Origin of the sequence: Bacteroides sp., assembly GCF_052357945.1 — a bacterium.
Classification (GTDB): Bacteria; Bacteroidota; Bacteroidia; order Bacteroidales; family Bacteroidaceae; genus Bacteroides.
The window spans coordinates 29,035-51,406 of record NZ_DAWCXD010000006.1; the positions used below are offsets into that span (position 1 = coordinate 29,035).

The following is a 22,372-nucleotide window of genomic DNA, read 5'->3' on the forward strand; positions in this document are numbered from 1 at the left end:
AGTGTACATTTGCGGGAGTAAAAAAGTGAATGGAATGATGAGACGATATATCGCTGCTTTGATGCTGGCTTGCTGCATTGGAGGATATGGACAAGAGAAAAAGCAAGCAACCTTTGTGCCTCCTTTTGACTTTCCTCTTACATTGAGTGGAAACTTTGGTGAAATCCGATCCAATCACTTTCATGGCGGGCTGGATTTTAAAACAGGCGGAGTGATCGGTAAACCCGTTCGTGCTCTCGCTGATGGTTATATTTCACGTATTCGCGTCACGAATGGTTCGGGATATGTACTTGATGTCTGCTACCATAATGGCTATTCAACTATCAACCGCCATTTGAGTGGTTTTGTTTCTCCCATTGCCGAAAGGGTGGAGAAACTTCAATATGAAGAAGAGAATTGGGAAGTGGAGATTGTTCCCGAACCGGGAGAATATCCGGTAAAGGGAGGTCAGCAGATTGCATGGAGCGGAAACACCGGATATTCGTTCGGTCCGCATCTTCATCTGGATGTGTTTGAAACGGAATCGGGAGATTATATTGACCCTATGCCTTTCTTTCAATCGAAAATAAAAGATACGCGTGCTCCGAAAGCGGATGGTATCCTATTTTTTCCACAACTGGGTAAAGGAGTAGTGGATGGAAAGCAAGAGAATAAAACCATCTTTCCCAATAGTGAGCGTCCGGTGGAAGCATGGGGAGTGATAGGTGTGGGGATCAAAGCATACGATTACATGGATGGAGTGAATAACCATTATGGAGTTTATTCGGTTGTGCTTACGGTAGATGGCAATGAAATATTTCGTAGCACCGTAGATCGCTTCTCGCAGGAAGAGAACCGGATGATTAATTCCTGGACTTATGGGCAATATATGAAATCATTCATTGATCCGGGCAACACTTTGCGTCTGCTAAAAGCATCGAATGATAACCGTGGCTTGGTGACGATTGATGAGGAACGGGACTATCAGTTCTTATATACATTAAAAGATGCTTTTGGAAACACTTCCAAATATAGTTTCACCGTACGGGGTCGGAAACAGCCGATTGAACCGTTGAATCATCGGGAGAAATATTATTTCACCTGGAATAAGACTAATTATTTGCAAGAACCGGGATTGAGCCTGGTTATTCCGAAAGGAATGTTGTATGACGATGTCCCCCTCAATTATCAGATGAAGGCGGATAGTGGTGCCGTTGCTTTTACTTATCAACTGAATGATAAGACGGTTCCATTGCATGCAGCTTGTGAACTTCGTATCGGGTTGCGTAGAAAGCCGGTTGCCGATACGACCAAATATTATGTAGCCCGTATCACTCCGAAGGGAGGAAAGTACAGCGTAGGCGGAAAGTATGAAGATGGATACATGAAAGCCGCTATCAGGGAGCTGGGAACTTATACTGTTGCCATCGACACCATTCCGCCGGAGATTATTCCTGTTAATAAGAACCAGTGGGGAAGAAACGGAAAGATTGTCTATCGGTTGAAAGATCAGGGGGCGGGAATTGCTTCCTATCGTGGAACGATTGATGGTAAGTATGCACTTTTCGGACGCCCCAATATTGTGAAATCGTACTGGGAATGCGTACTTGATCCGAAACACGTGAAGAAGGGCGGAAAGCATACTGTCGAGTTCACAGTGACCGATGGTTGTGGGAATGAAACGATAGCTCGTGAAAGCTTTGTTTGGTAAATTACTAAAAGTGAATCATATATTTATGAAAAGAAGAATTATTCTTTGTGCTGCCATATTTATGGCAGCTGTGGCGAACACTTTCGCTTGCACTAACCTGATTGTCGGAAAGAATGCGTCTGCCGATGGCTCGACGATCGTTTCCTATTCTGCTGACTCGTATGGCCTGTTCGGAGAACTCTATCATTATCCGGCTGCTACCTACCCGAAGGGAACGATGTTGAAAGTGTATGAATGGGATACCGGCAAGTATCTGGGAGAAATAGAGCAGGCACGTCAGACTTACAATGTAGTCGGTAATATGAATGAATATCAGGTTACGATTGGTGAGACGACTTTCGGCGGACGTCCGGAACTGGCGGATTCCACAGGGATTATTGATTACGGAAGTCTGATTTATATTGGTTTGCAACGTTCGCGCACTGCCCGTGAAGCAATTAAAATCATGACCGATTTAGTGCAGCAATACGGTTATTATAGCGAAGGAGAGTCCTTTACTATTGCCGATCCGAACGAAATATGGATCATGGAAATGATTGGTAAAGGTCCCGGAATTCGTGGAGCTGTTTGGGTAGCTGTACGTGTACCCGATGATTGTATCTCGGCTCATGCTAATCAGTCACGTATCCACCAGTTTGATATGAATGACAAGGAGAACTGTATGTACTCTCCGGATGTCGTTTCTTTCGCTCGTGAGAAGGGATATTTTAATGGAGTAAATAAAGATTTTAGCTTTTCGTTAGCTTATGCGCCTCTTGATTTTGGTGCCCGTCGTTTCTGTGAGGCACGTGTGTGGAGCTATTTTAATAAGTTCACAGATAATGGAAAAGAGTATCTTCCTTATATTGAGGGAAAGACTGATACTCCAATGCCTCTTTTCGTGAAACCGAAACATAAACTGTCTGTACAGGATGTAAAAGATATGATGCGCGACCACTATGAAGGTACGCCTCTTGATATTTCCAATGATTTTGGAGCAGGTCCTTATAAGACACCTTATCGCCTTTCTCCTTTGAACTTTAAAGTAGACGATAAGGAATATTTCAACGAACGTCCCATTTCCACTCAACAAAGCGGATTTGTATTTGTTGCACAAATGCGTGCTCATAAGCCGGACCCGATAGGTGGTGTACTTTGGTTTGGTGTGGATGATGCCAACATGACGGTATTTACTCCGGTCTATTGCTGCGCAACGAAAGTTCCGGTATGCTATACCCGTGTAGATGGAGCCGATTATATAACATTCTCTTGGAATTCAGCTTTCTGGATTTTCAACTGGGTATCTAATATGGTCTATCCGCGTTATGATTTGATGATCGGTGATGTACGGGAAGCGCAGAAAGAAATGGAAACGACTTTCAACAATGCACAGGAAGGCATTGAAGAGATGGCTGCCAAACTGTTGGCTAAAGATAAGAACGCAGCAGTTGATTTTCTGACAAATTATACAAATATGACTGCACAGAGCACTTTCGATACTTGGAAACAATTAGGTACATTCTTGATTGTGAAGTATAATGATGGAGTAGTGAAGCGTGTTAAAGATGGTAAGTTTGAACGTAATTCTATCGGACAACCTGCCGGTGTGATCCGTCCCGGATATCCGAAAGAATTCTTGCAGGAATATGTCAAACAGACTGGCGACAGATATTTGGTAAAATAAGAATTGAAAATGAAAGATTAAAAATGAAAGATTAAAATGGGCTGACAAGTTGTTGCTGTGGGATGGCTATTTGCTTTTAATCTCCGGTTTTTAATTTTTAATTTCTAATTTTTAATTGAATACCTAGGATTTATAAACTTATTATTTTACATTTGTGTGCTCGAGAAATTGATAATAAATAATTCATTAACCAATAAATAATAATCGAAATGGAAAATCAGGAACTTATTAAACAGGTCACTGAAAAAGCCGAAAAATGGCTAACCCCGGCTTATGATGCTGAAACCCAGGCTGAAGTGAAACGAATGTTGGAAAACGATGATAAAACCGAACTTATTGAAGCTTTCTACAAAGACCTTGAATTTGGTACTGGTGGTTTGCGTGGTATCATGGGAGTAGGTAGCAATCGTATGAATATCTATACGGTAGGTGCTGCCACTCAAGGACTTTCCAATTATCTGAAGAAGAACTTCAAAGATCTGCCGCAGATTTCTGTAGTAGTAGGTCACGACTGCCGTAACAACAGCCGTTTGTTTGCAGAGACTTCTGCTAATATTTTCTCTGCCAATGGCATTAAAGTGTATCTGTTTGACGATATGCGTCCGACTCCGGAAATGTCTTTTGCTATCCGTCACCTCGGTTGTCAGAGCGGTATCATTCTGACTGCTTCTCACAATCCGAAAGAATACAACGGTTACAAGGCATATTGGGATGATGGTGCACAAGTGTTGGCTCCGCATGATAAGGGTATCATTGATGAAGTGAATGCCATTGCTTCTGCTGCTGACATTAAATTCCAGGGAAATCCTGATTTGATTCAGATTATCGGTGAAGACATTGATAAGATTTATCTGGACATGGTGAAAACCGTTTCTATTGATCCGGCAGCTATCGCCCGTCACAAAGATATGAAGATTGTCTATACTCCGATTCACGGTACAGGTATGATGTTGATTCCGCGTGCATTGAAGATGTGGGGATTCGAAAACGTATTCACTGTTCCCGAACAAATGGTTAAGGACGGTAACTTCCCGACTGTCGTATCTCCGAATCCTGAAAATGCGGAAGCTCTTTCTATGGCTGTAAACCTTGCTAAAGAAATTGATGCTGAACTCGTAATGGCTTCCGATCCGGATGCTGACCGTGTGGGTATCGCTTGTAAGGATGACAAGGGTGAATGGGTACTGATTAACGGTAACCAGACCTGTATGATGTACCTTTATTATATTCTGACTCAATACAAACAACTGGGTAAGATTAAAGGTAATGAGTTCTGTGTGAAGACAATCGTTACTACCGAACTTATCAAGAAAATCGCTGATAAGAATAACATCGAAATGCTTGACTGCTATACCGGATTTAAGTGGATTGCCCGTGAAATCCGTCTGCGTGAAGGTAAAAAGAAATATATCGGTGGTGGTGAAGAAAGCTACGGATTCCTTGCTGAAGATTTTGTTCGCGATAAAGATGCTGTATCTGCTTGCTGTCTGATTGCTGAAGTTGCTGCATGGGCAAAAGATAATGGCAAATCTTTGTATCAGTTGTTGCTTGATATCTACGTAGAATATGGATTCTCTAAAGAGTTTACTGTAAACGTAGTGAAACCGGGTAAGAGCGGTGCTGAAGAAATCAAAGCGATGATGGAAAACTTCCGCGCTAATCCTCCGAAAGAATTGGGTGGTTCTAAAGTGATCTTGAGCAAAGATTATAAGACTCTGAAACAGACAGACGATAAAGGTAACGTAACTGTAATTGATATGCCGGAACCATCTAACGTTCTTCAATATTTCACAGAAGACGGTAGTAAAGTTTCTGTTCGTCCTTCAGGTACAGAACCGAAGATTAAGTTCTATATGGAAGTTCAGGGTGAAATGGGATGCCGCAACTGTTATGCTTCTGCCGAGTCTGCCGCTATGGAAAAGATTGAAGCAGTGAAGAAATCATTGGGTATCTGATTTTGTCTCTTCTGAAATTTCAGATATAGATCATAAAAAGATAAATAATAAAATAGCGCCTCCATCATCTTTTGAAGATTGTGGAGGCGCTTCTTTTTCTCTGTACATACCCCTGATTCTGCCTATTTTCGGGTATTTTCCCTCACTTGGTACAGTTCTTTCATTTCCTTTGCATTCTTTAAGTCCACTTGCAAATCCTTCTTGCGAGAATCTTGTTGTATTGGCATCATCTCAATTTCAACAGGCAGGCTGCGGATATACACATGTGTTGTTGATGCTTTAGAGTGATACGTTCAGTTTCATATTCGTAAGTTGTTCGTTTGTAGTTGTGCATATTTCGTAGCCTGCTTTTTTTCTGTCATTTCTTGGTTCCTATCCAAGTCCATTTATGCCATATTGTTTCCAATGGTCCTTGTTTATGTTTAGATAGCCACCATTTGCAGAACTTAACCTGTAACAGGAAAAGAACGATACCTATAATTAAGCTAAGAGTATATCCACAGTAAGGAGCAAGATAAAGCCCGAATGGGAAATAGATAATAGCTCCTAAAATAGATTGGGAAATATAGTTGGTCAAACTCATTTTTCCGTAGAATCGTAGGTTGGATACGGCTTTCTTGAATTTATCCTTCTGATAAAGCAACATGAAAGAAGAAACAAGTACAATCGTGAATGCAAACTTCTGCCACATATCAAAAGCAGTACCTACTGTTTGTTGAATCAGGCTGCTGTCACTTTGCATGATCTGTTCTTTTAAAGAATATAGTGGCGCGAAGCTGATAGCTGTGATAATGAGCGCTTTCGTCCAAAATCTCAGATGAGATTCGGTGGCTACAAACAATTCTTTGCGTCCGATATACAAGCCAAACAGGAATAGTCCGGCAGTTTGCAAAAAGCGTCCTGCACCGATAGCCCAGAACAGACTTGCTTTCTGTCCCAGAGTGATATTGCCTATCAGAAAATCCCAGAAGTTTCCGGCTTTAGTGTAATCTGCTACTTCAGTATACATGGCTCCAACATTCAAATCGGGCAGGGTATAGGCAGGATTGCAAAGACTCATTATGTAATGGAACCATTCAATCGGTTGCAGTGAAAATAAGATGGCGGTGATTAGAATAGCTTTGTCACTCCACTTACGTACGATAAACAGTACGAGACTGACTACAACGAACAACAACAGGACATCTCCTGCCGGAAAGAAAGCGGCATTAAGAGTGGCAAATCCTGCAAGTAATACCATTCTCCATAAAAAACGGTAACCGAAGTCTTTTCCTTTTAATTGCTGGTTGTGCGACTGGATAAAGAAAGTGAATCCAAAAAGCAGAGCGAATATGGCATAAGATTTTCCGGCAAGCAGCGAGAAGGTTGCATTCAATACTCCCGCATCCAAAATGGTGAGCCATTCGGGAGAGCTTTCCGGATAAACAGGGAAAATGAAATGTTCCAAGTTATGTACTAAGAGGATCGCCATTACAGCAAATCCTCTAAGAGCATCTACTACTTCAATTCGGGGTGTTTTTGTTGATAATTCCATGGGACTGATTTATGATTGTTTTTAGTAAGTATTCATTTTATCCACCTGTTAGCGGGTTTCGAGAATATACTGCCGGATGTCTTTGATAATATTTTCCATGTCCGATTATTTGTTAGGATGCTCTATCCACCAATCAATCATTTTTCGGGCAAGACTAAGTTTTCTGGGTAGTTCGGGTAAATTATCTCTTGTATAAAAGTCTCCCGAACTCAACTCCTCATCTTGGAGCTTGATTTCCCCTCCGGCATAATCAGCAATGAAGCCGACCATTAGTCCGCTAGGATAAGGCCAGGGCTGGTTACCGAAATAAGTGATATTCTTTACGTCCAGTCCGGTTTCTTCTTTCACTTCACGTGCTACACATTCTTCTAATGTTTCTCCGGTTTCCAGAAACCCGGCAACGAGACTGTTGAATGTTCCTTTAAAATTGCGGGCATGCACTAAGAGCAGTGAATCTTTCTTTCTCACTAATACAAGAATCGCTGTGGATATGGAAGGATATACCTCCCGACCGCATTTCGGACAACGTTTCATGATAGACTCTTTCTGTTCCATCGGCGTGCCACAGGCAGAACAGAAACGGCTGTTTCTATCCCAATGCAGAATCTCATGTGCTTTTCCTGCAGTCTGGTAATGAGATAAAGGAAGATAATCATAAGAGGCACGAAGTCCTATCATTGCCCATTGCTCCGATTCTTCAATGGGAGAGGAGAGGGAGAAAGCTTTGCAGTTTCTCCCTTCCAGTGTTGTGATATTGTGTACTGTTGTTTTTTCTTTAATAATGATAGGAGAACTTTCTCCACATGGGACGGCATACTTACCATCCCCTTTTTTCTCAAGAAGCAGTTGATCTTTATAAAAGATAAACCACCATGATTGTACTGTCTGCTCCATTTTATTCCAATTCTTTTCTTCGCGCTGCGAAGTTATAAAAAAACTAGGTTGATATTTAGACTTACCGGATAAAATATCAATAGGCTAGCTTAATAAAATACGTTGCTCGATACCGATTTCCTGAATAAAATAATCGTCGTGTGAGATTGCAATTACAGTACCGGTATAGTTCTTGATGGTAGCAGTGATGATTTCAATGCTCTGTATATCCAGATTGTTGGTCGGTTCATCCAGAATAAACATATCGGGAGTATTATTGCTAATCATCAGGCAGCAGAAAGCAAGGCGCATTTTCTCACCACCGCTAAGTTTCCGACAGGATTTATCCCATTCGGAAGCGGGGAATAAATAACGGTTTAGAATAATCTTTATTTCATGCTCCGGCAGGTTCCGGTTATTGAAAGCGTAAGCCTGTTCCAGGATACTGTTCCGGTCGTCGATGATAGAATATTCCTGATTCAGATAGACATAGGTGAATTCCATTCGTGTCAGGTTTCCTTCTTGTGGCTGAAGCTGTCCGGTGATTAGCTTCAAAAGAGTTGTTTTCCCACTGCCGTTGGCCCCTTCTATACGGAGGCGGTCCCCACTCTTTAGTTGGAAGCTGATGGGTGTTTGCCAAAGTTGCTGTTTGAAGTCGCTATTATCCTGGATATCATTACTGTCTGGACTGGCATGATTACCGGTATCAGCAAGATTTGTTTCATTATTCATCTGAATATGACTGTTGATTGAGTTGGGATGATAACCGAAGTTAATCTCTTTTGCTGTCACCAATATCTTTCCGGTGTGGAGCGAGGAACTATTAAAATCGGTTTTTAGTGTAGCGGTCGGGGAGAGTGAACTTCGAAGTTGGTTACGTTCGCTTGTTAACTTCTCGGCTTTCTCCTGATGGGTGCTGTTAAGTTTACTGGTACTCTTTTCCGATTTTCCTTGAAGCGCGTTGAGCACAATGCGTGGAACTCCCTTTTTAATATTATTCTTTTCTCCGCGCACATTTTGTTTGTCCCTGCGTTCGACTGTTTCGCGTGCCACTTTGCGGGCAATGCGCAGTGCTTTCTCTTTTTCTTCGATACGTTGCTGCAATGCTTCCTGCATCAGCGTTTTTTGTTCTTTGTAGAATTCATAGTTTCCACCATAATAATTGATTTGATGCTTTTCCAGTTCGCATATTTCAGGGAGAAGATTAAGCAGAGTGCGGTCATGACTCACCACTAACAGCGTGGAGTGACATTTCTCTACCCAGTCGTATAAACGTTGCCTGCCGGAAGAATCAAGATGATTGGTCGGTTCATCCATAAGTACGACAGATGGGTGATGAATGTCCATCCCTGCCAGAAATACACGGGTCTTTTCACCGCCGCTAAGCAAATTCATCGGGTAGGATAGAGTAAACTGTCCTAGCCCCCATAAATCGAGAGCGGCAATGGAACGTTCTTCAATATTCCAGTCATCATCCAGGATGACGAAATTTTCGTTTGAGGCATCTCCTGACAGGATAGCATGTAAGGCTTGTTGCTTACGTTCTACCCGGAGTGCTTGAGCGATAGTCAATGAATCATATTGCCCGAAATGTTGCGGGATATAATATAGGTCGTCCGGGCGGACAATGACACCGGAAGAGGGTGAAAGTTGTCCGGCAATAATTTGCAGCAAAGTAGATTTACCGCACCCATTGTTACCGACTAATCCCAGTTTCTGCCCCTTACTGATGGCGAAATTGAGATCACTGAATAATACTTCTTTATCCGGATGGATATAGCTGATTTGTTGAATACTTATAGACATAATGATCTATTGGGTTTGAGGTTGAAAATAGAGTGAGGGAAAATCACAGGATAGGGGGGGACGACAAACACAATACTGGCTAAACAACACGGATTTCGTGATGCTTAACGAAATAGAAAAAGCATATAAGAAAAGTGATGTTTACTTAGAAGTGTTGTCTTACTTACTAATTCTCATTGCGGTAGGTATATAGTTTAACTTGGTTGCAAAGATAACACTTTCTGTTAGATTTCACTCTATGAAGGTTGAAAAAGGATAAGATTCATTTATTTAGAGGTTCTGTTTGCCTCATCCAGAGCCTCTGATTACTCCAAATACAGCCTCTGTTTATCCTATTTAGAAGCTGTGTTTTTTATGATAGTTTATAACTACGGAATGAGCAACAACTCATAATCCACTACTCCCAGCCAGCGATTAAATTTCCGCCCAACTTGCTCATATCCGGCTACTTGCTTAAAACCCAGTTTCGCATGTAAAGCGTAACTGGTTTCATTCCCTTCCGTTATGCAAGCAATCAGCGCATGATAACCACTCTCTCGACACTCCTCTATGAGTCTTTGCATGAGTAGTCGCCCGATACCTTTTCCAATATGTTTGGCAGATAAGTAGACCGTTGTTTCTAATGTATATCGATATGCGGCTCTTTCTTTCCACAGATGCGCATAACAGTAACCTGCCACTTCATTATCTATCTCATAAACAAAATAAGGGAAGTTAGCAGAAATCTGTGTTATGCGCTCACGCATATCTTCAACAGCAACAGGTTCGGTTTCGAATGTGGCCGTACTATTTATAACGTACTCGTTATAGATTGCTGTAATTGCTTTTGCATCTTCTAAATCTACTTTCCTTATCATAATTTCGTATAGCTAGCGGAATCCTCCTTTTTATTAGGGAGTTTTCCTGTATTCAATCAATTATGAAACGAAGTACGTTATTTTTTCTGTTTTTTGCAAGCAAACAGCCTATTTATCTTATACGTCAAACAATTGGTTTAATCCCTCACTCATGCTGGGATGTGTGAAGATAAAATCGCGTAAGAATGTAGACGTTTGCCCCGTTTTCATAGCCATAGCTACGATATTGATGATTTCTGAAGCATCAGCACAAAATAATGTACAGCCCATAATCTTCCCGTTATGATTATTGATGATGGCTTTTAGCATACCATCTGTCTGTCGCAATGTACGGGCACGGACAACGGAAGATGCCGGCAACCGGGAAACCTTAAATGAATATCCCCTTTTCAGAGCTTCTTCTTCACTGATTCCGATATGTGCCAATGGCGGATCAATAAACACTGCATATTGAACAGGATCACGGTCTCCGATATCACGCTTCTTGTCACCGAAGAGCTGATCGCGGATAATCCGGAAATCATCCAGAGAGAGATAGGTGAATTGTGCTCCGCCTTTTACATCTCCCATTGCCCATACATGGGGAACAGTGGTACGTAACTGATCGTTTACTATGATAGCTCCGTGCGCATCGACTCCTACGCCTGCTGCTGACAGGTTTAATCCCTCAATCATCGGTTTACGTCCCGTTGCGATGAGAATGGCATCTCCATCCACATAATAAGGAGTGCCGTCGGATACGTCCGAGTAAGTCAGTGTTACTCCATCATTGGTGTCATGGATAGACTGTGCACGCGCGTTCAAATGGATTTCAATACCTTTCTTATCCATTACTTCCTTGACGCTGTTTGCAATATCCCGATCTTCACGAGGCATAAATTTATTTCCTCCTTCGAGTATCGTCACTTTACTGCCAAATCCGGCATACATAGAAGCAAATTCCAGTCCTATATATCCTCCGCCTACAATAATCAAGTGATGGGGAAGGACGTTTAAATCCAGAAGCGTACTACTGGTATATACATGCTGGCTTTGCTGAATGCCGTCTATTGCCGGAATGATAGGAGTAGAGCCTGTATTGATAAATATCTCTTTACCTTGCAGCTCGATGTCCCCTTCCGGAAGCGCAACTTTTATCGTATTGGAAGATACAAAAGACCCCGTCCCGGTGTAAATAGTCACATTAGGACGTTTGTTTAGTCTTTCGTAATTATCATTTCTAAGAAAAGAGGTGAGACGGTTCTTTCGACTGATGGCTTGTTTGTACATATTCGCCTGTTTGGGAAAATCGTCATGGTAAAGCAAGGCGGAAACCTCTGCCTCATGCACCAGCGTTTTGGTTGGAATACAGGCTACGTTAGGGCAGGTTCCTCCATACATCATGTTGGAACGTTCTACGATGGCAACTTGCCATCCGCGGTTGGAAAGTTCGGCAGCCAGGGTCTTTCCTGCCTTGCCGAATCCTATTATTATTGCATCATATTGTTTCATAACTTCTTTTTATTAACGATTCGTATGAGACTATATAACAGTCTGAAAATACGATTTGTTCCGCAATCTCAAGAAGTCAGGACTTTCTGCAAGGGGGGTATTAGTCTTTTTTAAGTGTTTTGAGTACTCGTTGTGACGAGTCGGATAGTAACACTACGGCACTAGCTAAGATCACAATATCTTTAATCACCAATCGTCCTGCGCCGGATAGTAACGGGAAGCCGAACTCTCCGCTTCCCAGGTCGGGAACCCAGACTTCCGGGGTAGTGACGAGAAAAGAAAGTGTTCCGAGCGTCATGATAATGGCAAGGGCATCACCTGTCAATCCTACTTTCGGGAAAAAGATGCCTAGAAATACCAGTATGCCGATGCTCATAATAAGAGCTCCCAGTCCGTAGGAGAAAGTATAAGTACGGTTTGCTTCGTGCCATGCTCGATTTTCCGGGACGAAAGCACCCTCCGCATTTTTGTGTTCTTTGTATTCGGGCGCATCTTTAGCGTAGAAGAAGCTCATGAAAGGACTGTTGGCTACAAACGGAACAATCCCGTCGGCTTCATAATGGAAATACTTCAATCCGCCTATCCATACAAATACTACCAGAATGGCTACACGGATAAATTGAATACCGAAACTTTTCAGACTTGAAGTGAAGGTCAGTAAAGCGATAAATTTCTCTTTCATTTTGTTGGGGTTTTAATGGGTTTATCTAACGTTGCAAAGGTCGTTCATTCCCCATACTCCCCAAATAGCAATACTTCCGTATGCCTTATCAATTTTTCCCTTCCTGTGTATTTCTGAATTGTACGGCGCTCTGTCCGGTCATATTTTTGAAGAAACGGCTGAAAGAGGCCTGGTCTTCAAATCCAAGAATATCGGCAATTTCTTTAGCACTTTTGTTGCTGTAAAGCAAAAGGCGTTTGGCTTCCGCTTCCACCCGTTCGTGGATTACCCGGAGTGGCGAGGGCAGTTTGCAGGTTGAAAAGATGTTCGATAGTGTCTTGGGAGATTTGTGCAGCATGTCGGCATAGTCCTGTACCTGCTTTTTCGTCCGATAATGCTCGTCAACCAAGTTATAGTATTGGCGGACAATCTCGAAACCGGATTCTTTTTCACGGGTGATATTCATGCGATGACGTGCAATACGAGTACATTGAATGATGAAGCGTTTCAGCAGGATGCGTAGCATCTCCTCCTGCAGGCTGTCGGAAACGGTAAACTCGTTTTCCAGTGCTTCGGTAATGGTGTCGAGCTCTTTACGTTCTTTTTCATTCAGGGTAAAACGGATCAGGTGAGAAGAACCGTTGAACAGGAAACCGCTACACGACACTTCATGGTCATTCCCATAAATGCAATAGAAGTTACTGTTGAATAGCAAAGTCAGGTATTCGCCGTCAATCGATTTAAATTCGAGGTGTTGCAGATGGGTGAGTGAAATCACTTCATCCTTGGTAAGCATCATTTCCTGATGGTCGATTTCTACTGTGATACTTCCGCTACGTACCCATATAAATTTATAAAGCCCCTTTTCTTTTTGCAGTGCTTTTTCTGTCAGATAAGAGTCTGTAAGTGCGAGTGTTCCTTTTAGTTTCGTGTGATATTGTTGTAACATAGTTAGTCCTCCATTGCTGATGCGTCAAATGATAGCGGCAGTAGGTCGCCTATACTTTTTACTTCGTAGATACATTCTTTGCCATATAATAGGATACGGATGGGTTGTTTGTAACGCTTTTCCGTTTCCAGAATCACTTGCCGGCAAGCGCCGCAGGGAGGAATCGGTTGGTCGATGAAATCTTTTTCCGTTCGTGCCGCAATGGCAAGAGTGACAACCGGCTGGTCGGGATATTGGGAATTGGCATAGAATAAGGTAGTGCGTTCCGCACAAAGTCCCGACGGGTAGGCGGCATTCTCCTGATTGGTTCCTGTCACAACAGTTCCGTTGTCCAATAGTGCAGCGGCACCTACAGAGAAATGGGAATACGGAGAATAACTACGAGCTGTTGCCTCCATGGCAGTCTGCATAAGCGCCCGATCGGCCTCATTCAACTCATCATATTGATATACTTTAATAATAGCGGTAATTGTGAGGTCTCTCATATACGTTAGGGTATTGGTTTCTACAATTAATGTTACAAAGTTAGGAAAGAGATTGATAATCCCAATTATTTTTCGGATTTTTGTGCCATCTAATCCACATCTGAACTAAAATGGAGAATAAACTGTATAGACTTATCTTTTTAACCGTTGTTTTCTTCTTTGCCGTAGGAGTGCAGGCACAGAAACGGAATGCCCGTTACATCGAATATATAAATAAGTATAGTGATTTGGCTGTTGAACAGATGAAACTTCATAAAATTCCGGCCAGTATCACACTGGCGCAAGGATTGTTGGAAAGTGGTGCCGGATATAGCCAGTTGGCACGAAAGAGTAATAATCACTTTGGTATTAAGTGTGGTGGCAGTTGGCGGGGGCGTAGTGTTCGCCACGACGACGATGCGCATAATGAATGTTTCCGTGCCTATAAACATCCTCGTGATTCTTACGAAGACCATTCCGACTTCCTTAGAAGAGGGGCCCGTTACGCTTTTCTTTTCAAACTGGATATCACCGACTATAAAGGGTGGGCCCGTGGACTGAAAAAGGCGGGATACGCTACTGATCCTTCTTATGCTAATCGCCTGATTACGATTATCGAAGATTATGATTTGTATAAATACGATCGTAAGGGTGTATATTCAGAACGGAAACTGAAAAAGAATCCTTGGTTGATGAACCCGCATCAGGTGTATATTGCGAATGATATAGCCTATGTTGTAGCCCGCAACGGTGATACTTTTAAAGACTTGGGTGACGAATTTGACATTAGTTGGAAGAAACTTGTGAAGTATAATGATTTGCAGCGTGATTATACGTTAGTGGAGGGAGATATTATCTACCTGAAGAGCAAGAAGAAAAAGGCTTCCAAACCTTATACCGTATATATTGTAAAAGATGGAGATTCCATGCATGGTATCTCTCAAAAATATGGTATCCGCCTCAAAAATCTGTATAAGATGAATCGTAAAGATGGCGAATATGTCCCTGAAATCGGAGATAGATTGCGCCTGCGGTAGAGGCTCGTAGAACGTTCTTTTGTTTGGCACCGATGAACAGCCTCTCCGGCACTGGGGAGGACATGCTTCGCCACCGGGGAATGGGTGTCTCGCCACCGATGAACAGATCCGGCTTCTTTCTTCATAAAAGTTTCGAATTTCGAAAACTTAATGACTCATTTATGTGTTATTATCTTGATAAAACATGATTATAATATGAGTCTTAACATTGCAAAAAGTAATAAGAAACGTGTCGTTATAGTAGGCGGTGGTTTCGGTGGCTTAAAATTGGCTAACAAGCTGAAAAAGTCAGGCTTTCAAGTTGTATTGATAGATAAAAACAACTATCATCAGTTTCCCCCTTTGATTTATCAGGTGGCTTCGGCCGGTATGGAGCCGACTTCCATCTCTTTCCCTTTTCGTAAAATATTCCAGCGTCGGAAAGATTTCTATTTCCGTATGGCGGAAGTACGTGCCATTTTCCCGGAAAAGAATATGATACAGACTTCCATCGGAAAAGCAGAATATGACTATCTGGTGTTGGCCGCAGGAACTACAACCAACTTTTTCGGTAATAAACATATTGAAGAAGAAGCCATGCCGATGAAAAATGTTTCGGAAGCAATGGGATTGAGAAATGCTCTTCTTGCCAATCTGGAACGTGCCTTAACTTGCTCAACCAAACAGGAACAACAAGAGTTGATGAATATCGTCATTGTAGGAGGTGGAGCAACCGGAATAGAGGTAGCCGGAATACTTTCCGAAATGAAGAAATTTGTCCTGCCCAAAGATTATCCTGATATGCCGAGTAGCTTGATGCATATATATCTGATTGAGGCCGGCCCGCGACTGCTTGCTGGAATGTCGGAAGATTCTTCCGCTCATGCCGAACAGTTTCTCCGTGAAATGGGGGTAAATATCCTGTTGAACAAACGCGTTGTAGATTATCGTGACCATAAAGTGGTACTTGAAGATGGCACCGAGATTGCTACGCGTACTTTTATTTGGGTGAGCGGTGTTACCGGAGTGACTATCGGCAACATGGATCCTTCGTTGATAGGACGTGGTGGACGTATTAAGGTCGATTCATTTAACCGTGTAGAGGGGATGAATAATGTGTTTGCTATTGGCGACCAATGTATTCAGTTAGCTGATGAAAATTACCCGAACGGGCATCCTCAACTGGCACAAGTGGCGATCCAGCAAGGAGAACTATTGGCAAAGAATCTGATTCGTATGGAGAAAGGACAGGAAATGAAACCTTTCCATTACCGTAATTTGGGTTCGATGGCGACTGTAGGACGTAATCGTGCCGTGGCAGAGTTTAGTAAAGTAAAAATGCAGGGATGGTTTGCCTGGGTGATGTGGCTGGTTGTTCATCTGCGCTCTATTCTTGGGGTACGCAATAAGGTTATTGTACTCTTGAATTGGGTATGGAATTATTTCACTTACGATCAGTCTATGCGTATGATTGTCTATGCCCGTAAAGCAAAAGAGATTCGTGATCGTGAAAAGGTGGAGGAGACTACCCATTGGGGGAAAGAACTGATACAAGAGGAAAAGACCCCCTCTACTACGTCATCATCCAAATAGACAGGCTTCCTGCTGGCAGGATGATAGATGCTATTCTGAACGGTAAATTCGTACAGGGTGTCCGATATCGGACACCCTGTGTTTTTTGTTATCTTCTATTTATCAATCATTTACGATTTTGGCACAGATTTGGTATATAAAGTACTGAATTGATACATCATAAAATAGTAAATGATCGGATATGGACAGAGAAATTCCTAAAGAGGTACGTCAAAAAGAACGTAATAAGAAGATTATTCGTTATTCATCCATTGGAGTGGCAAGTATTATTGCCATCAGTGTACTTATATCTGTATTAAGGGCAGGAGTGGAGGCAAAGGATCTTGTCTTTTCCACAGTCGATAAAGGGGTGATTGAGGTAAGTGTCAGTGCTTCCGGTAAGGTTGTCCCTGCTTTTGAAGAAATTATCAATTCTCCGATCAACAGTCGTATTATTGAAGTCTATAAAAAAGGGGGAGATAGCGTAGACGTAGGTACTCCGATTCTGAAACTGGACCTTCAGAGTACGGAAATTGAATATAAAAAGTTGCTGGACGAGGAACAGATGCGTCAGTATAAACTCGATCAGCTTCGTGTCAATAATCAGACGAAACTTTCCGATATGGCAATGCAGATTAAAGTGTCGGCAATGAAATTGAGTCGGATGAAAGTGGAGTTGAGAAATGAACACTATCTGGACAGCCTCGGTGCAGGAACAACGGATAAAGTACGCCAGGCTGAATTGAGCTATAATGTGGCTCAATTAGAGTACGAGCAACTTCAGCAACAATATAAAAATGAGAAGGAAGTAGCTGCTGCCGAACTGAAAGTTCAGGAGCTTGATTTTAATATCTTCCGCAAGAGCCTTTCCGAAAAGAAACGTACGTTGGATGATGCACAAATCCGTTCCCCGCGTAAAGCTATTCTTACCTATATTAATAACCAAATTGGTGCACAGATTTCCGAAGGCGGACAGGTAGCTATCATTTCTGATTTGAGCCATTTTAAAGTGGAAGGCGAGATTGCGGATACGTACGGTGACCGTGTAGCAGCCGGAGGAAAAGCAATTGTTAAGATAGGGAGCGACAAACTGGAAGGGACAGTTAGCAGTGTTACGCCACTATCCAAGAATGGTGTGATATCATTTACCGTTCAGTTGAAAGAAGATAATCACCGCCGCTTACGTTCCGGACTAAAGACAGATGTTTATGTGATGAATGCTGTGAAGGAAGATGTAATGCGCATAGCCAATGGCTCTTTCTATGTGGGACGCGGTGAATATGAACTTTTTGTCTGCAACTCTGATAATGAACTGGTAAAACGTAAAATACAGTTAGGTGATTCTAATTTTGAATATGTAGAAGTGTTGAGCGGATTGCAGCCGGGTGATAAAGTAGTAGTAAGCGATATGAGTGCTTATAAGAACAAGAATAAGTTGAAAATTAAATAAACTAAATACTAGAAGTTATGATAACATTGAACTCTCTTTCTAAGATTTATCGTACGGACGAGATTGAGACGGTAGCATTGGAGAATGTGAATCTGACGGTAGAACGTGGAGAATTTCTAAGTATAATGGGACCTTCCGGATGCGGAAAATCCACCCTGCTGAACATAATGGGATTGCTTGATGCACCTACAATGGGAATGGTGGAAATCAACGGAATACGTACCGAAGGAATGAAAGACAAGGAACTGGCGGTTTTTCGTAATAAAACGCTCGGTTTTGTATTTCAGTCTTTTCATTTGATTAATTCGTTGAATGTGATGGATAATGTAGAACTCCCCTTGCTTTATCGACGTATGGCTGGCAGTGAACGAAGACGGTTGGCACAAGAAGTATTGGAGAAAGTAGGGTTAAGCCATCGCATGAATCATTTTCCTACACAACTTTCCGGTGGTCAGTGCCAGCGTGTAGCTATCGCCCGTGCTATTATCGGTAATCCCGAAATAATTCTTGCTGATGAGCCGACCGGTAACCTGGATTCAAAGATGGGAGCTGAAGTAATGGAACTGCTTCATCGGTTGAATAAGGAAGACGGACGCACTATCGTGATGGTTACCCATAATGAAGAACAGGCGAAGCAGACTTCGCGCACTATTCGTTTCTTCGATGGACGCCAGGTACAATAGAAGCGGCCTCTTACGATTAGAACTAAATGGAAAAATTGATTAATGTATCTCTAAATTAAAAATCACCATGACAAAGAATATTTTCATCGTTGCGATAGCTGTCCTGTTAAGTGTTGCTTTCTGTTCGCTATCGGCACAAAATGTGAGTAAAGATTATAATGTGGACGGGTTTTCTGCCATAAACCTGCAATCTGTCGGGAATATTATTTTTACTCAATCGGCAGGATGTTCCTGCCGTCTGGAAGGTCCTTCTGAATTTGTAGAAAAAACAAGGGTGACAGTGAAAAATGGAACTCTGGTTATCTCTTATAAAGATAAAAATGCCAAGAATGTCAAGAATCTGACTTTCTATATCACTGCTCCTGATTTGAGTAAAGTGAAAATAGACGGAGTAGGAAACTTCGATGCAAAAGAAGAACTAAAACTTAAAAATATAGCTTTCGAACTTGATGGAGTAGGCAACTGTAACGTGAAAAGTTTATATTGTGATGAGTTGAAACTAGATGTTGACGGAGTAGGCAATATGAAGTTGAATGTTGATTGCAGCACTATCAAAGCTAAAGTGGATGGAGTAGGAAATATCACTGTATCCGGTAAAGCGGATGCAGCTTTCTTTAAGCGGGATGGCGTTGGTAAAATCAACTCCAAAAACCTGAAGTGTAAAGACGTAACAAAGAAAGGTTGGAATTTCTAATGTAGAATATTCTTCTGTGAACTCCTATAGAATCAAATCAAAAAAAGAATAAGAAGATGTGGAAGCAATACATAAAGCAAGCTCTTTACCAGTTGAAGGAGAACCGGCTTATTAGTATTGTCTGTATGGTAGGTACAGCTTTGGCTATTCTGGGAGAATCTGATATTGACACTGTTTGCGGGAGTACTGGGACTGATATTGAGCTATTCAGTTACTTTCCTGTTAAGCTCATTCCTTTTTGGTAACAGTGAGAATGCAGGTCTTGCCGGGGAAACCTTTTGATGGCGATAATGATTATTCTCGGAGTATTGTATCCAGCTCTGCAGGCTATAAAAGTACAACCGGCCGAAGCATTAAGAGATGAGTAAGAAATATATAGAACTTTATACTGAAACCAATCATGATAAAACTCTACTTTAAACAAGCATTCCATCTGTTGGGAGAAAATAAACTGCTTTCTTCTATTTCCATTATAGGTACAGCTTTGGCTATTGCTATGATAATGGTGATTGTGATTACTTTACGTGCGACCATTGCCCCTTTTGCGCCGGAAACTCATCGTGACCGGATGCTCATTTTCCGGTTTGCCGGACTCCAAAGTAAGTCCAATGTGAATTGGCAAAGCAACGGCCCTATCGGATATAATACGGCAAAGGCTTGTTTCAAAGGAATGACAATTCCCGAAATAGTTTCTATAACCAATATTTCACAGGAAACAATGCTGGCTGCTAAACCGGCAGGTGAAATGGAGAGTTGTAGTGTATTGCAAACAGATGATGCCTTCTGGAAAATATTTGAATTTGAGTTTGTATCCGGTAAACCATATGATAATGCCGATTTCGATGCCGGAGCAGCAAAAGCTGTGATTTCCGAAGATATGGCTCGCCATTTGTTCGGAACATCAGAAGTAGTTGGAAAAACATTCCTTCTGAACCATTCTGCCTATATTGTTTGCGGAGTGGTGCGTCCGGTCTCTAAACTGGCGAAGTACGCCTATGCGCAAGCCTGGATTCCTTTGAGTTCAACAAATGCTTTCACAGACACTTGGGGCGACGATAATATCATGGGTATGACTGCCGTCTATATTTTAGCTAAATCGAAAGACGATTTTCCGTCTATTCGTCAGGAAGCAGACCGCTTGCGGGCTATCTTTATGGCAGGACATCCCAATTTTGATTTACTCTATCGCGGGCAGCCTGATACTTATTTCGTAGCCGCGCAACGCTATTCCGCCAACAATCCTCCGGCTGTGAAAGAAGCAGTACGGCAATACATACTGACATTGCTTGTCTTGTTGATTGTCCCTGCCGTCAACTTGTCCGGACTCACTTTGTCACGTATGCGTAAGCGTATCTCCGAAATAGGAGTGCGAAAAGCCTTTGGTGCACCCAGACGGGAACTCATGATGCAGGTATTATCCGAAAATATGCTTTATTCCCTGTTCGGAGGAATTCTCGGACTGGTATTAAGTTATGTCGCCGCCTTCCTTTTGGGAGGAATGCTTTTCTCCATAGACTTTGTATCCAATGGGGTGGAAGATTTGCGGACCATGTGTGTCGACTTGCTGTTCGACCCTGCCGTGTTCCTATTGGCATTCCTGGCTTGCTTCTTGCTCAATTTATTAAGTGCCGCCATTCCGGCATGGAAGGTAACTCGCACCAATATTGTGGATGCCATCAACGAAAGATAATTCTTCAACTCATTAATTCTAAAGAAAATGCAACTATTAAAACAAATATGGAATGAACGCCGGTCAAACGGATGGTTATGGTCGGAACTATTAATTGTTTTTGTTGTCCTGTGGTATGTGGTCGACTGGACGTATGTGACAGCGCGCACTTATTACGAGCCGGTAGGATTTGATATAACCGATATGTATTATTTAGAGCTAAGTCTGAAAAACGACAAGAGTGATTCCTATCTTTCGAAAGAGAAAAAGAGTACAACTTTAGGACAAGATATTATTGAGTTGACCAATCGTCTCCGTAGATTGCCGGAAGTGGAAGCTGTTTCTGTATCCAGTAATTCGCGTCCCTATATTGGAAGTAATTCCGGCATAATGCTGCGTCTTGATACGTTGGTTAGTAACCCGTTGCAGCGGGTGATGACTCCCGATTTTTTTCAGGTATTCCGTTATCAGAGTACCGATGGACGCGGCTATCAGCCATTGGTGCAGGCTTTAAAAAATGGTAATGTGGTAGTCGGTGAAAATTTCTGGCCCAAAAAATATAAAGGAGACCGTGTACTGTTGGGTAAGGAAGTGGTTAATGTAGATGATTCTACGGAGGTATATAAAATAGGCGGTTTATCAACGAAGGTACGTTATAATGACTTCTGGCCTAATTATAGTGATCGATATGTGGCTATTGCTTTTACGGAAAAGGAAATGGCGAAACTGGAAGGAGAATTTTATCCTTCAAATATAGAAGTTTGTCTACGCGTGAAACCTGGGACTTCCAAAGATTTTGCGGAACATTTGATGAAATTGTCCGCCAACCAGTTGAGTGTCGGCAACTTATTCATCCTGAAAGTGCATGATTATGAAGATATACGGAATGACTTCCAGCAAGGAAGTTATAATCAGGTACAGGTACGCTTCTGGATGATGGGCTTCTTATTGCTTAATATCCTGCTGGGTATTGTCGGCACATTCTGGTTCCGTACGCAGCACCGTCGTGCCGAGTCTGCGCTTCGTATAGCGGTTGGGTCCAGCCGGATGCAGCTTTGGCAGCGTTTGAATAAAGAAGGATTGCTATTATTGACTCTGGCCGCTTTGCCTGCCGTCGCCATATGTTATAATATCGGCTATCTGGAATTGACTGAAGGGGCTATAGAGTGGGGAGTAGTGCGTTTTCTTATCACATTTGCCATTACCTATTTCTTGATGACTTTAATGATTCTCATAGGCATTTGGTTCCCTGCTCGTCAGGCAATTCGCATACACCCTGCCGAGGCGTTGCGCGAAGAATAAAAAACTTGGGCTATCTGTTTGTTTTCAATAGATTTAACGTATC

19 protein-coding genes are annotated in these 22,372 nt (G+C 42.2%); 11 read left to right on the forward strand and 8 right to left on the reverse strand.

The window, feature by feature from the left end:
* Positions 1-37 precede the first annotated feature (37 nt).
* The 3 genes from ACT8YW_RS02995 to ACT8YW_RS03005 all read left to right on the forward strand — a co-directional run bounded on the left by ACT8YW_RS02995 (position 38) and on the right by ACT8YW_RS03005 (position 5,308).
* Positions 38-1,690, forward strand: a complete 1,653-nt coding sequence (locus ACT8YW_RS02995) for a M23 family metallopeptidase (RefSeq protein ID WP_444103991.1) — start codon at positions 38-40, stop codon at positions 1,688-1,690.
* 25 nt (positions 1,691-1,715) lie between these two features.
* A complete protein-coding gene (locus tag ACT8YW_RS03000) occupies positions 1,716-3,353 on the forward strand; it encodes a C69 family dipeptidase (protein WP_149943871.1) in 1,638 nt (545 codons plus the stop codon).
* A gap of 209 nt (positions 3,354-3,562) precedes the next feature.
* Positions 3,563-5,308 (forward strand): phospho-sugar mutase, encoded by a 1,746-nt coding sequence (locus ACT8YW_RS03005; protein WP_444103951.1) that lies wholly within the window; start codon positions 3,563-3,565, stop codon positions 5,306-5,308.
* Between the two features lie 358 nt (positions 5,309-5,666).
* Here ACT8YW_RS03005 and ACT8YW_RS03010 read toward each other — a convergent pair whose 3' ends face one another.
* The 8 genes from ACT8YW_RS03010 to cdd form a co-directional block, all read right to left on the reverse strand.
* Positions 5,667-6,842: a DUF418 domain-containing protein gene (locus ACT8YW_RS03010; protein WP_444103953.1), complete on the reverse strand. Its 1,176-nt coding sequence runs from the start codon at positions 6,840-6,842 to the stop codon at positions 5,667-5,669.
* 105 nt (positions 6,843-6,947) lie between these two features.
* Positions 6,948-7,772: an NAD(+) diphosphatase gene (nudC, locus tag ACT8YW_RS03015; RefSeq protein ID WP_444103992.1), complete on the reverse strand. Its 825-nt coding sequence runs from the start codon at positions 7,770-7,772 to the stop codon at positions 6,948-6,950.
* A 48-nt stretch (positions 7,773-7,820) separates the two neighbouring features.
* Positions 7,821-9,521, reverse strand: a complete 1,701-nt coding sequence (locus ACT8YW_RS03020; RefSeq protein WP_444103955.1) for an ABC-F family ATP-binding cassette domain-containing protein — start codon at positions 9,519-9,521, stop codon at positions 7,821-7,823.
* Between the two features lie 368 nt (positions 9,522-9,889).
* A complete protein-coding gene (locus ACT8YW_RS03025; protein ID WP_444103956.1) occupies positions 9,890-10,378 on the reverse strand; it encodes a GNAT family N-acetyltransferase in 489 nt (162 codons plus the stop codon).
* Positions 10,379-10,495: 117 nt separating this feature from the next.
* Positions 10,496-11,869: an FAD-dependent oxidoreductase gene (locus tag ACT8YW_RS03030; RefSeq protein WP_444103958.1), complete on the reverse strand. Its 1,374-nt coding sequence runs from the start codon at positions 11,867-11,869 to the stop codon at positions 10,496-10,498.
* Positions 11,870-11,969: 100 nt separating this feature from the next.
* Positions 11,970-12,551, reverse strand: coding sequence for a DUF417 family protein (locus ACT8YW_RS03035; RefSeq protein WP_444103960.1), 582 nt, complete (start codon positions 12,549-12,551; stop codon positions 11,970-11,972).
* Positions 12,552-12,639: 88 nt separating this feature from the next.
* The gene (locus ACT8YW_RS03040) at positions 12,640-13,479 is read right to left on the reverse strand and encodes an AraC family transcriptional regulator (protein ID WP_004300715.1); all 840 of its coding nucleotides are present in this window, start codon (positions 13,477-13,479) and stop codon (positions 12,640-12,642) included.
* A 2-nt stretch (positions 13,480-13,481) separates the two neighbouring features.
* Entirely contained in the window at positions 13,482-13,964 is a 483-nt protein-coding gene (gene cdd / locus ACT8YW_RS03045; RefSeq protein ID WP_149941859.1) for a cytidine deaminase, read from the reverse strand.
* Positions 13,965-14,074: 110 nt separating this feature from the next.
* Between cdd and ACT8YW_RS03050 the strand changes: the two genes are divergently transcribed.
* The 8 genes from ACT8YW_RS03050 (at position 14,075) to ACT8YW_RS03085 (ending at position 22,329) form a co-directional block, all read left to right on the forward strand.
* Positions 14,075-14,980, forward strand: a complete 906-nt coding sequence (locus tag ACT8YW_RS03050; protein ID WP_444103961.1) for a glucosaminidase domain-containing protein — start codon at positions 14,075-14,077, stop codon at positions 14,978-14,980.
* Positions 14,981-15,175: 195 nt separating this feature from the next.
* Positions 15,176-16,552 (forward strand): NAD(P)/FAD-dependent oxidoreductase, encoded by a 1,377-nt coding sequence (locus ACT8YW_RS03055; protein ID WP_444103962.1) that lies wholly within the window; start codon positions 15,176-15,178, stop codon positions 16,550-16,552.
* Between the two features lie 181 nt (positions 16,553-16,733).
* On the forward strand, positions 16,734-17,981 hold the full coding sequence (locus tag ACT8YW_RS03060) for an efflux RND transporter periplasmic adaptor subunit (protein WP_117513421.1): 1,248 nt from the start codon (positions 16,734-16,736) through the stop codon (positions 17,979-17,981).
* A 17-nt stretch (positions 17,982-17,998) separates the two neighbouring features.
* A complete protein-coding gene (locus ACT8YW_RS03065) occupies positions 17,999-18,664 on the forward strand; it encodes an ABC transporter ATP-binding protein (RefSeq protein WP_444103963.1) in 666 nt (221 codons plus the stop codon).
* A 67-nt stretch (positions 18,665-18,731) separates the two neighbouring features.
* On the forward strand, positions 18,732-19,358 hold the full coding sequence (locus ACT8YW_RS03070; protein WP_444103964.1) for a GIN domain-containing protein: 627 nt from the start codon (positions 18,732-18,734) through the stop codon (positions 19,356-19,358).
* A 56-nt stretch (positions 19,359-19,414) separates the two neighbouring features.
* Positions 19,415-19,603 carry a hypothetical protein gene (locus ACT8YW_RS03075; RefSeq protein WP_444103965.1) on the forward strand — a complete coding sequence of 63 codons (189 nt, stop codon included), beginning with the start codon at positions 19,415-19,417 and terminating at the stop codon, positions 19,601-19,603.
* A gap of 155 nt (positions 19,604-19,758) precedes the next feature.
* Positions 19,759-21,048 carry an ABC transporter permease gene (locus ACT8YW_RS03080; RefSeq protein ID WP_444103966.1) on the forward strand — a complete coding sequence of 430 codons (1,290 nt, stop codon included), beginning with the start codon at positions 19,759-19,761 and terminating at the stop codon, positions 21,046-21,048.
* A 27-nt stretch (positions 21,049-21,075) separates the two neighbouring features.
* On the forward strand, positions 21,076-22,329 hold the full coding sequence (locus ACT8YW_RS03085) for an ABC transporter permease (RefSeq protein WP_444103968.1): 1,254 nt from the start codon (positions 21,076-21,078) through the stop codon (positions 22,327-22,329).
* The last annotated feature ends 43 nt before the right edge of the window (positions 22,330-22,372 follow it).

Coding starts and splice junctions, on each gene's coding strand:
- ACT8YW_RS03065 (WP_444103963.1), top strand. CDS start 17,999: ATGATAACATTGAACTCTCTTTCTAAGATTTATCGTACGGACGAGATT.
- ACT8YW_RS03075 (WP_444103965.1), top strand. CDS start 19,415: ATGTGGAAGCAATACATAAAGCAAGCTCTTTACCAGTTGAAGGAGAAC.
- ACT8YW_RS03010 (WP_444103953.1), bottom strand. CDS start 6,842: ATGGAATTATCAACAAAAACACCCCGAATTGAAGTAGTAGATGCTCTT.
- ACT8YW_RS03080 (WP_444103966.1), top strand. CDS start 19,759: ATGATAAAACTCTACTTTAAACAAGCATTCCATCTGTTGGGAGAAAAT.
- ACT8YW_RS03055 (WP_444103962.1), top strand. CDS start 15,176: ATGAGTCTTAACATTGCAAAAAGTAATAAGAAACGTGTCGTTATAGTA.
- ACT8YW_RS03025 (WP_444103956.1), bottom strand. CDS start 10,378: ATGATAAGGAAAGTAGATTTAGAAGATGCAAAAGCAATTACAGCAATC.
- ACT8YW_RS03070 (WP_444103964.1), top strand. CDS start 18,732: ATGACAAAGAATATTTTCATCGTTGCGATAGCTGTCCTGTTAAGTGTT.
- ACT8YW_RS03050 (WP_444103961.1), top strand. CDS start 14,075: ATGGAGAATAAACTGTATAGACTTATCTTTTTAACCGTTGTTTTCTTC.
- ACT8YW_RS03040 (WP_004300715.1), bottom strand. CDS start 13,479: ATGTTACAACAATATCACACGAAACTAAAAGGAACACTCGCACTTACA.
- ACT8YW_RS02995 (WP_444103991.1), top strand. CDS start 38: ATGAGACGATATATCGCTGCTTTGATGCTGGCTTGCTGCATTGGAGGA.
- ACT8YW_RS03060 (WP_117513421.1), top strand. CDS start 16,734: ATGGACAGAGAAATTCCTAAAGAGGTACGTCAAAAAGAACGTAATAAG.
- ACT8YW_RS03085 (WP_444103968.1), top strand. CDS start 21,076: ATGCAACTATTAAAACAAATATGGAATGAACGCCGGTCAAACGGATGG.
- ACT8YW_RS03035 (WP_444103960.1), bottom strand. CDS start 12,551: ATGAAAGAGAAATTTATCGCTTTACTGACCTTCACTTCAAGTCTGAAA.
- ACT8YW_RS03020 (WP_444103955.1), bottom strand. CDS start 9,521: ATGTCTATAAGTATTCAACAAATCAGCTATATCCATCCGGATAAAGAA.
- cdd (WP_149941859.1), bottom strand. CDS start 13,964: ATGAGAGACCTCACAATTACCGCTATTATTAAAGTATATCAATATGAT.
- ACT8YW_RS03030 (WP_444103958.1), bottom strand. CDS start 11,869: ATGAAACAATATGATGCAATAATAATAGGATTCGGCAAGGCAGGAAAG.
- ACT8YW_RS03000 (WP_149943871.1), top strand. CDS start 1,716: ATGAAAAGAAGAATTATTCTTTGTGCTGCCATATTTATGGCAGCTGTG.
- ACT8YW_RS03005 (WP_444103951.1), top strand. CDS start 3,563: ATGGAAAATCAGGAACTTATTAAACAGGTCACTGAAAAAGCCGAAAAA.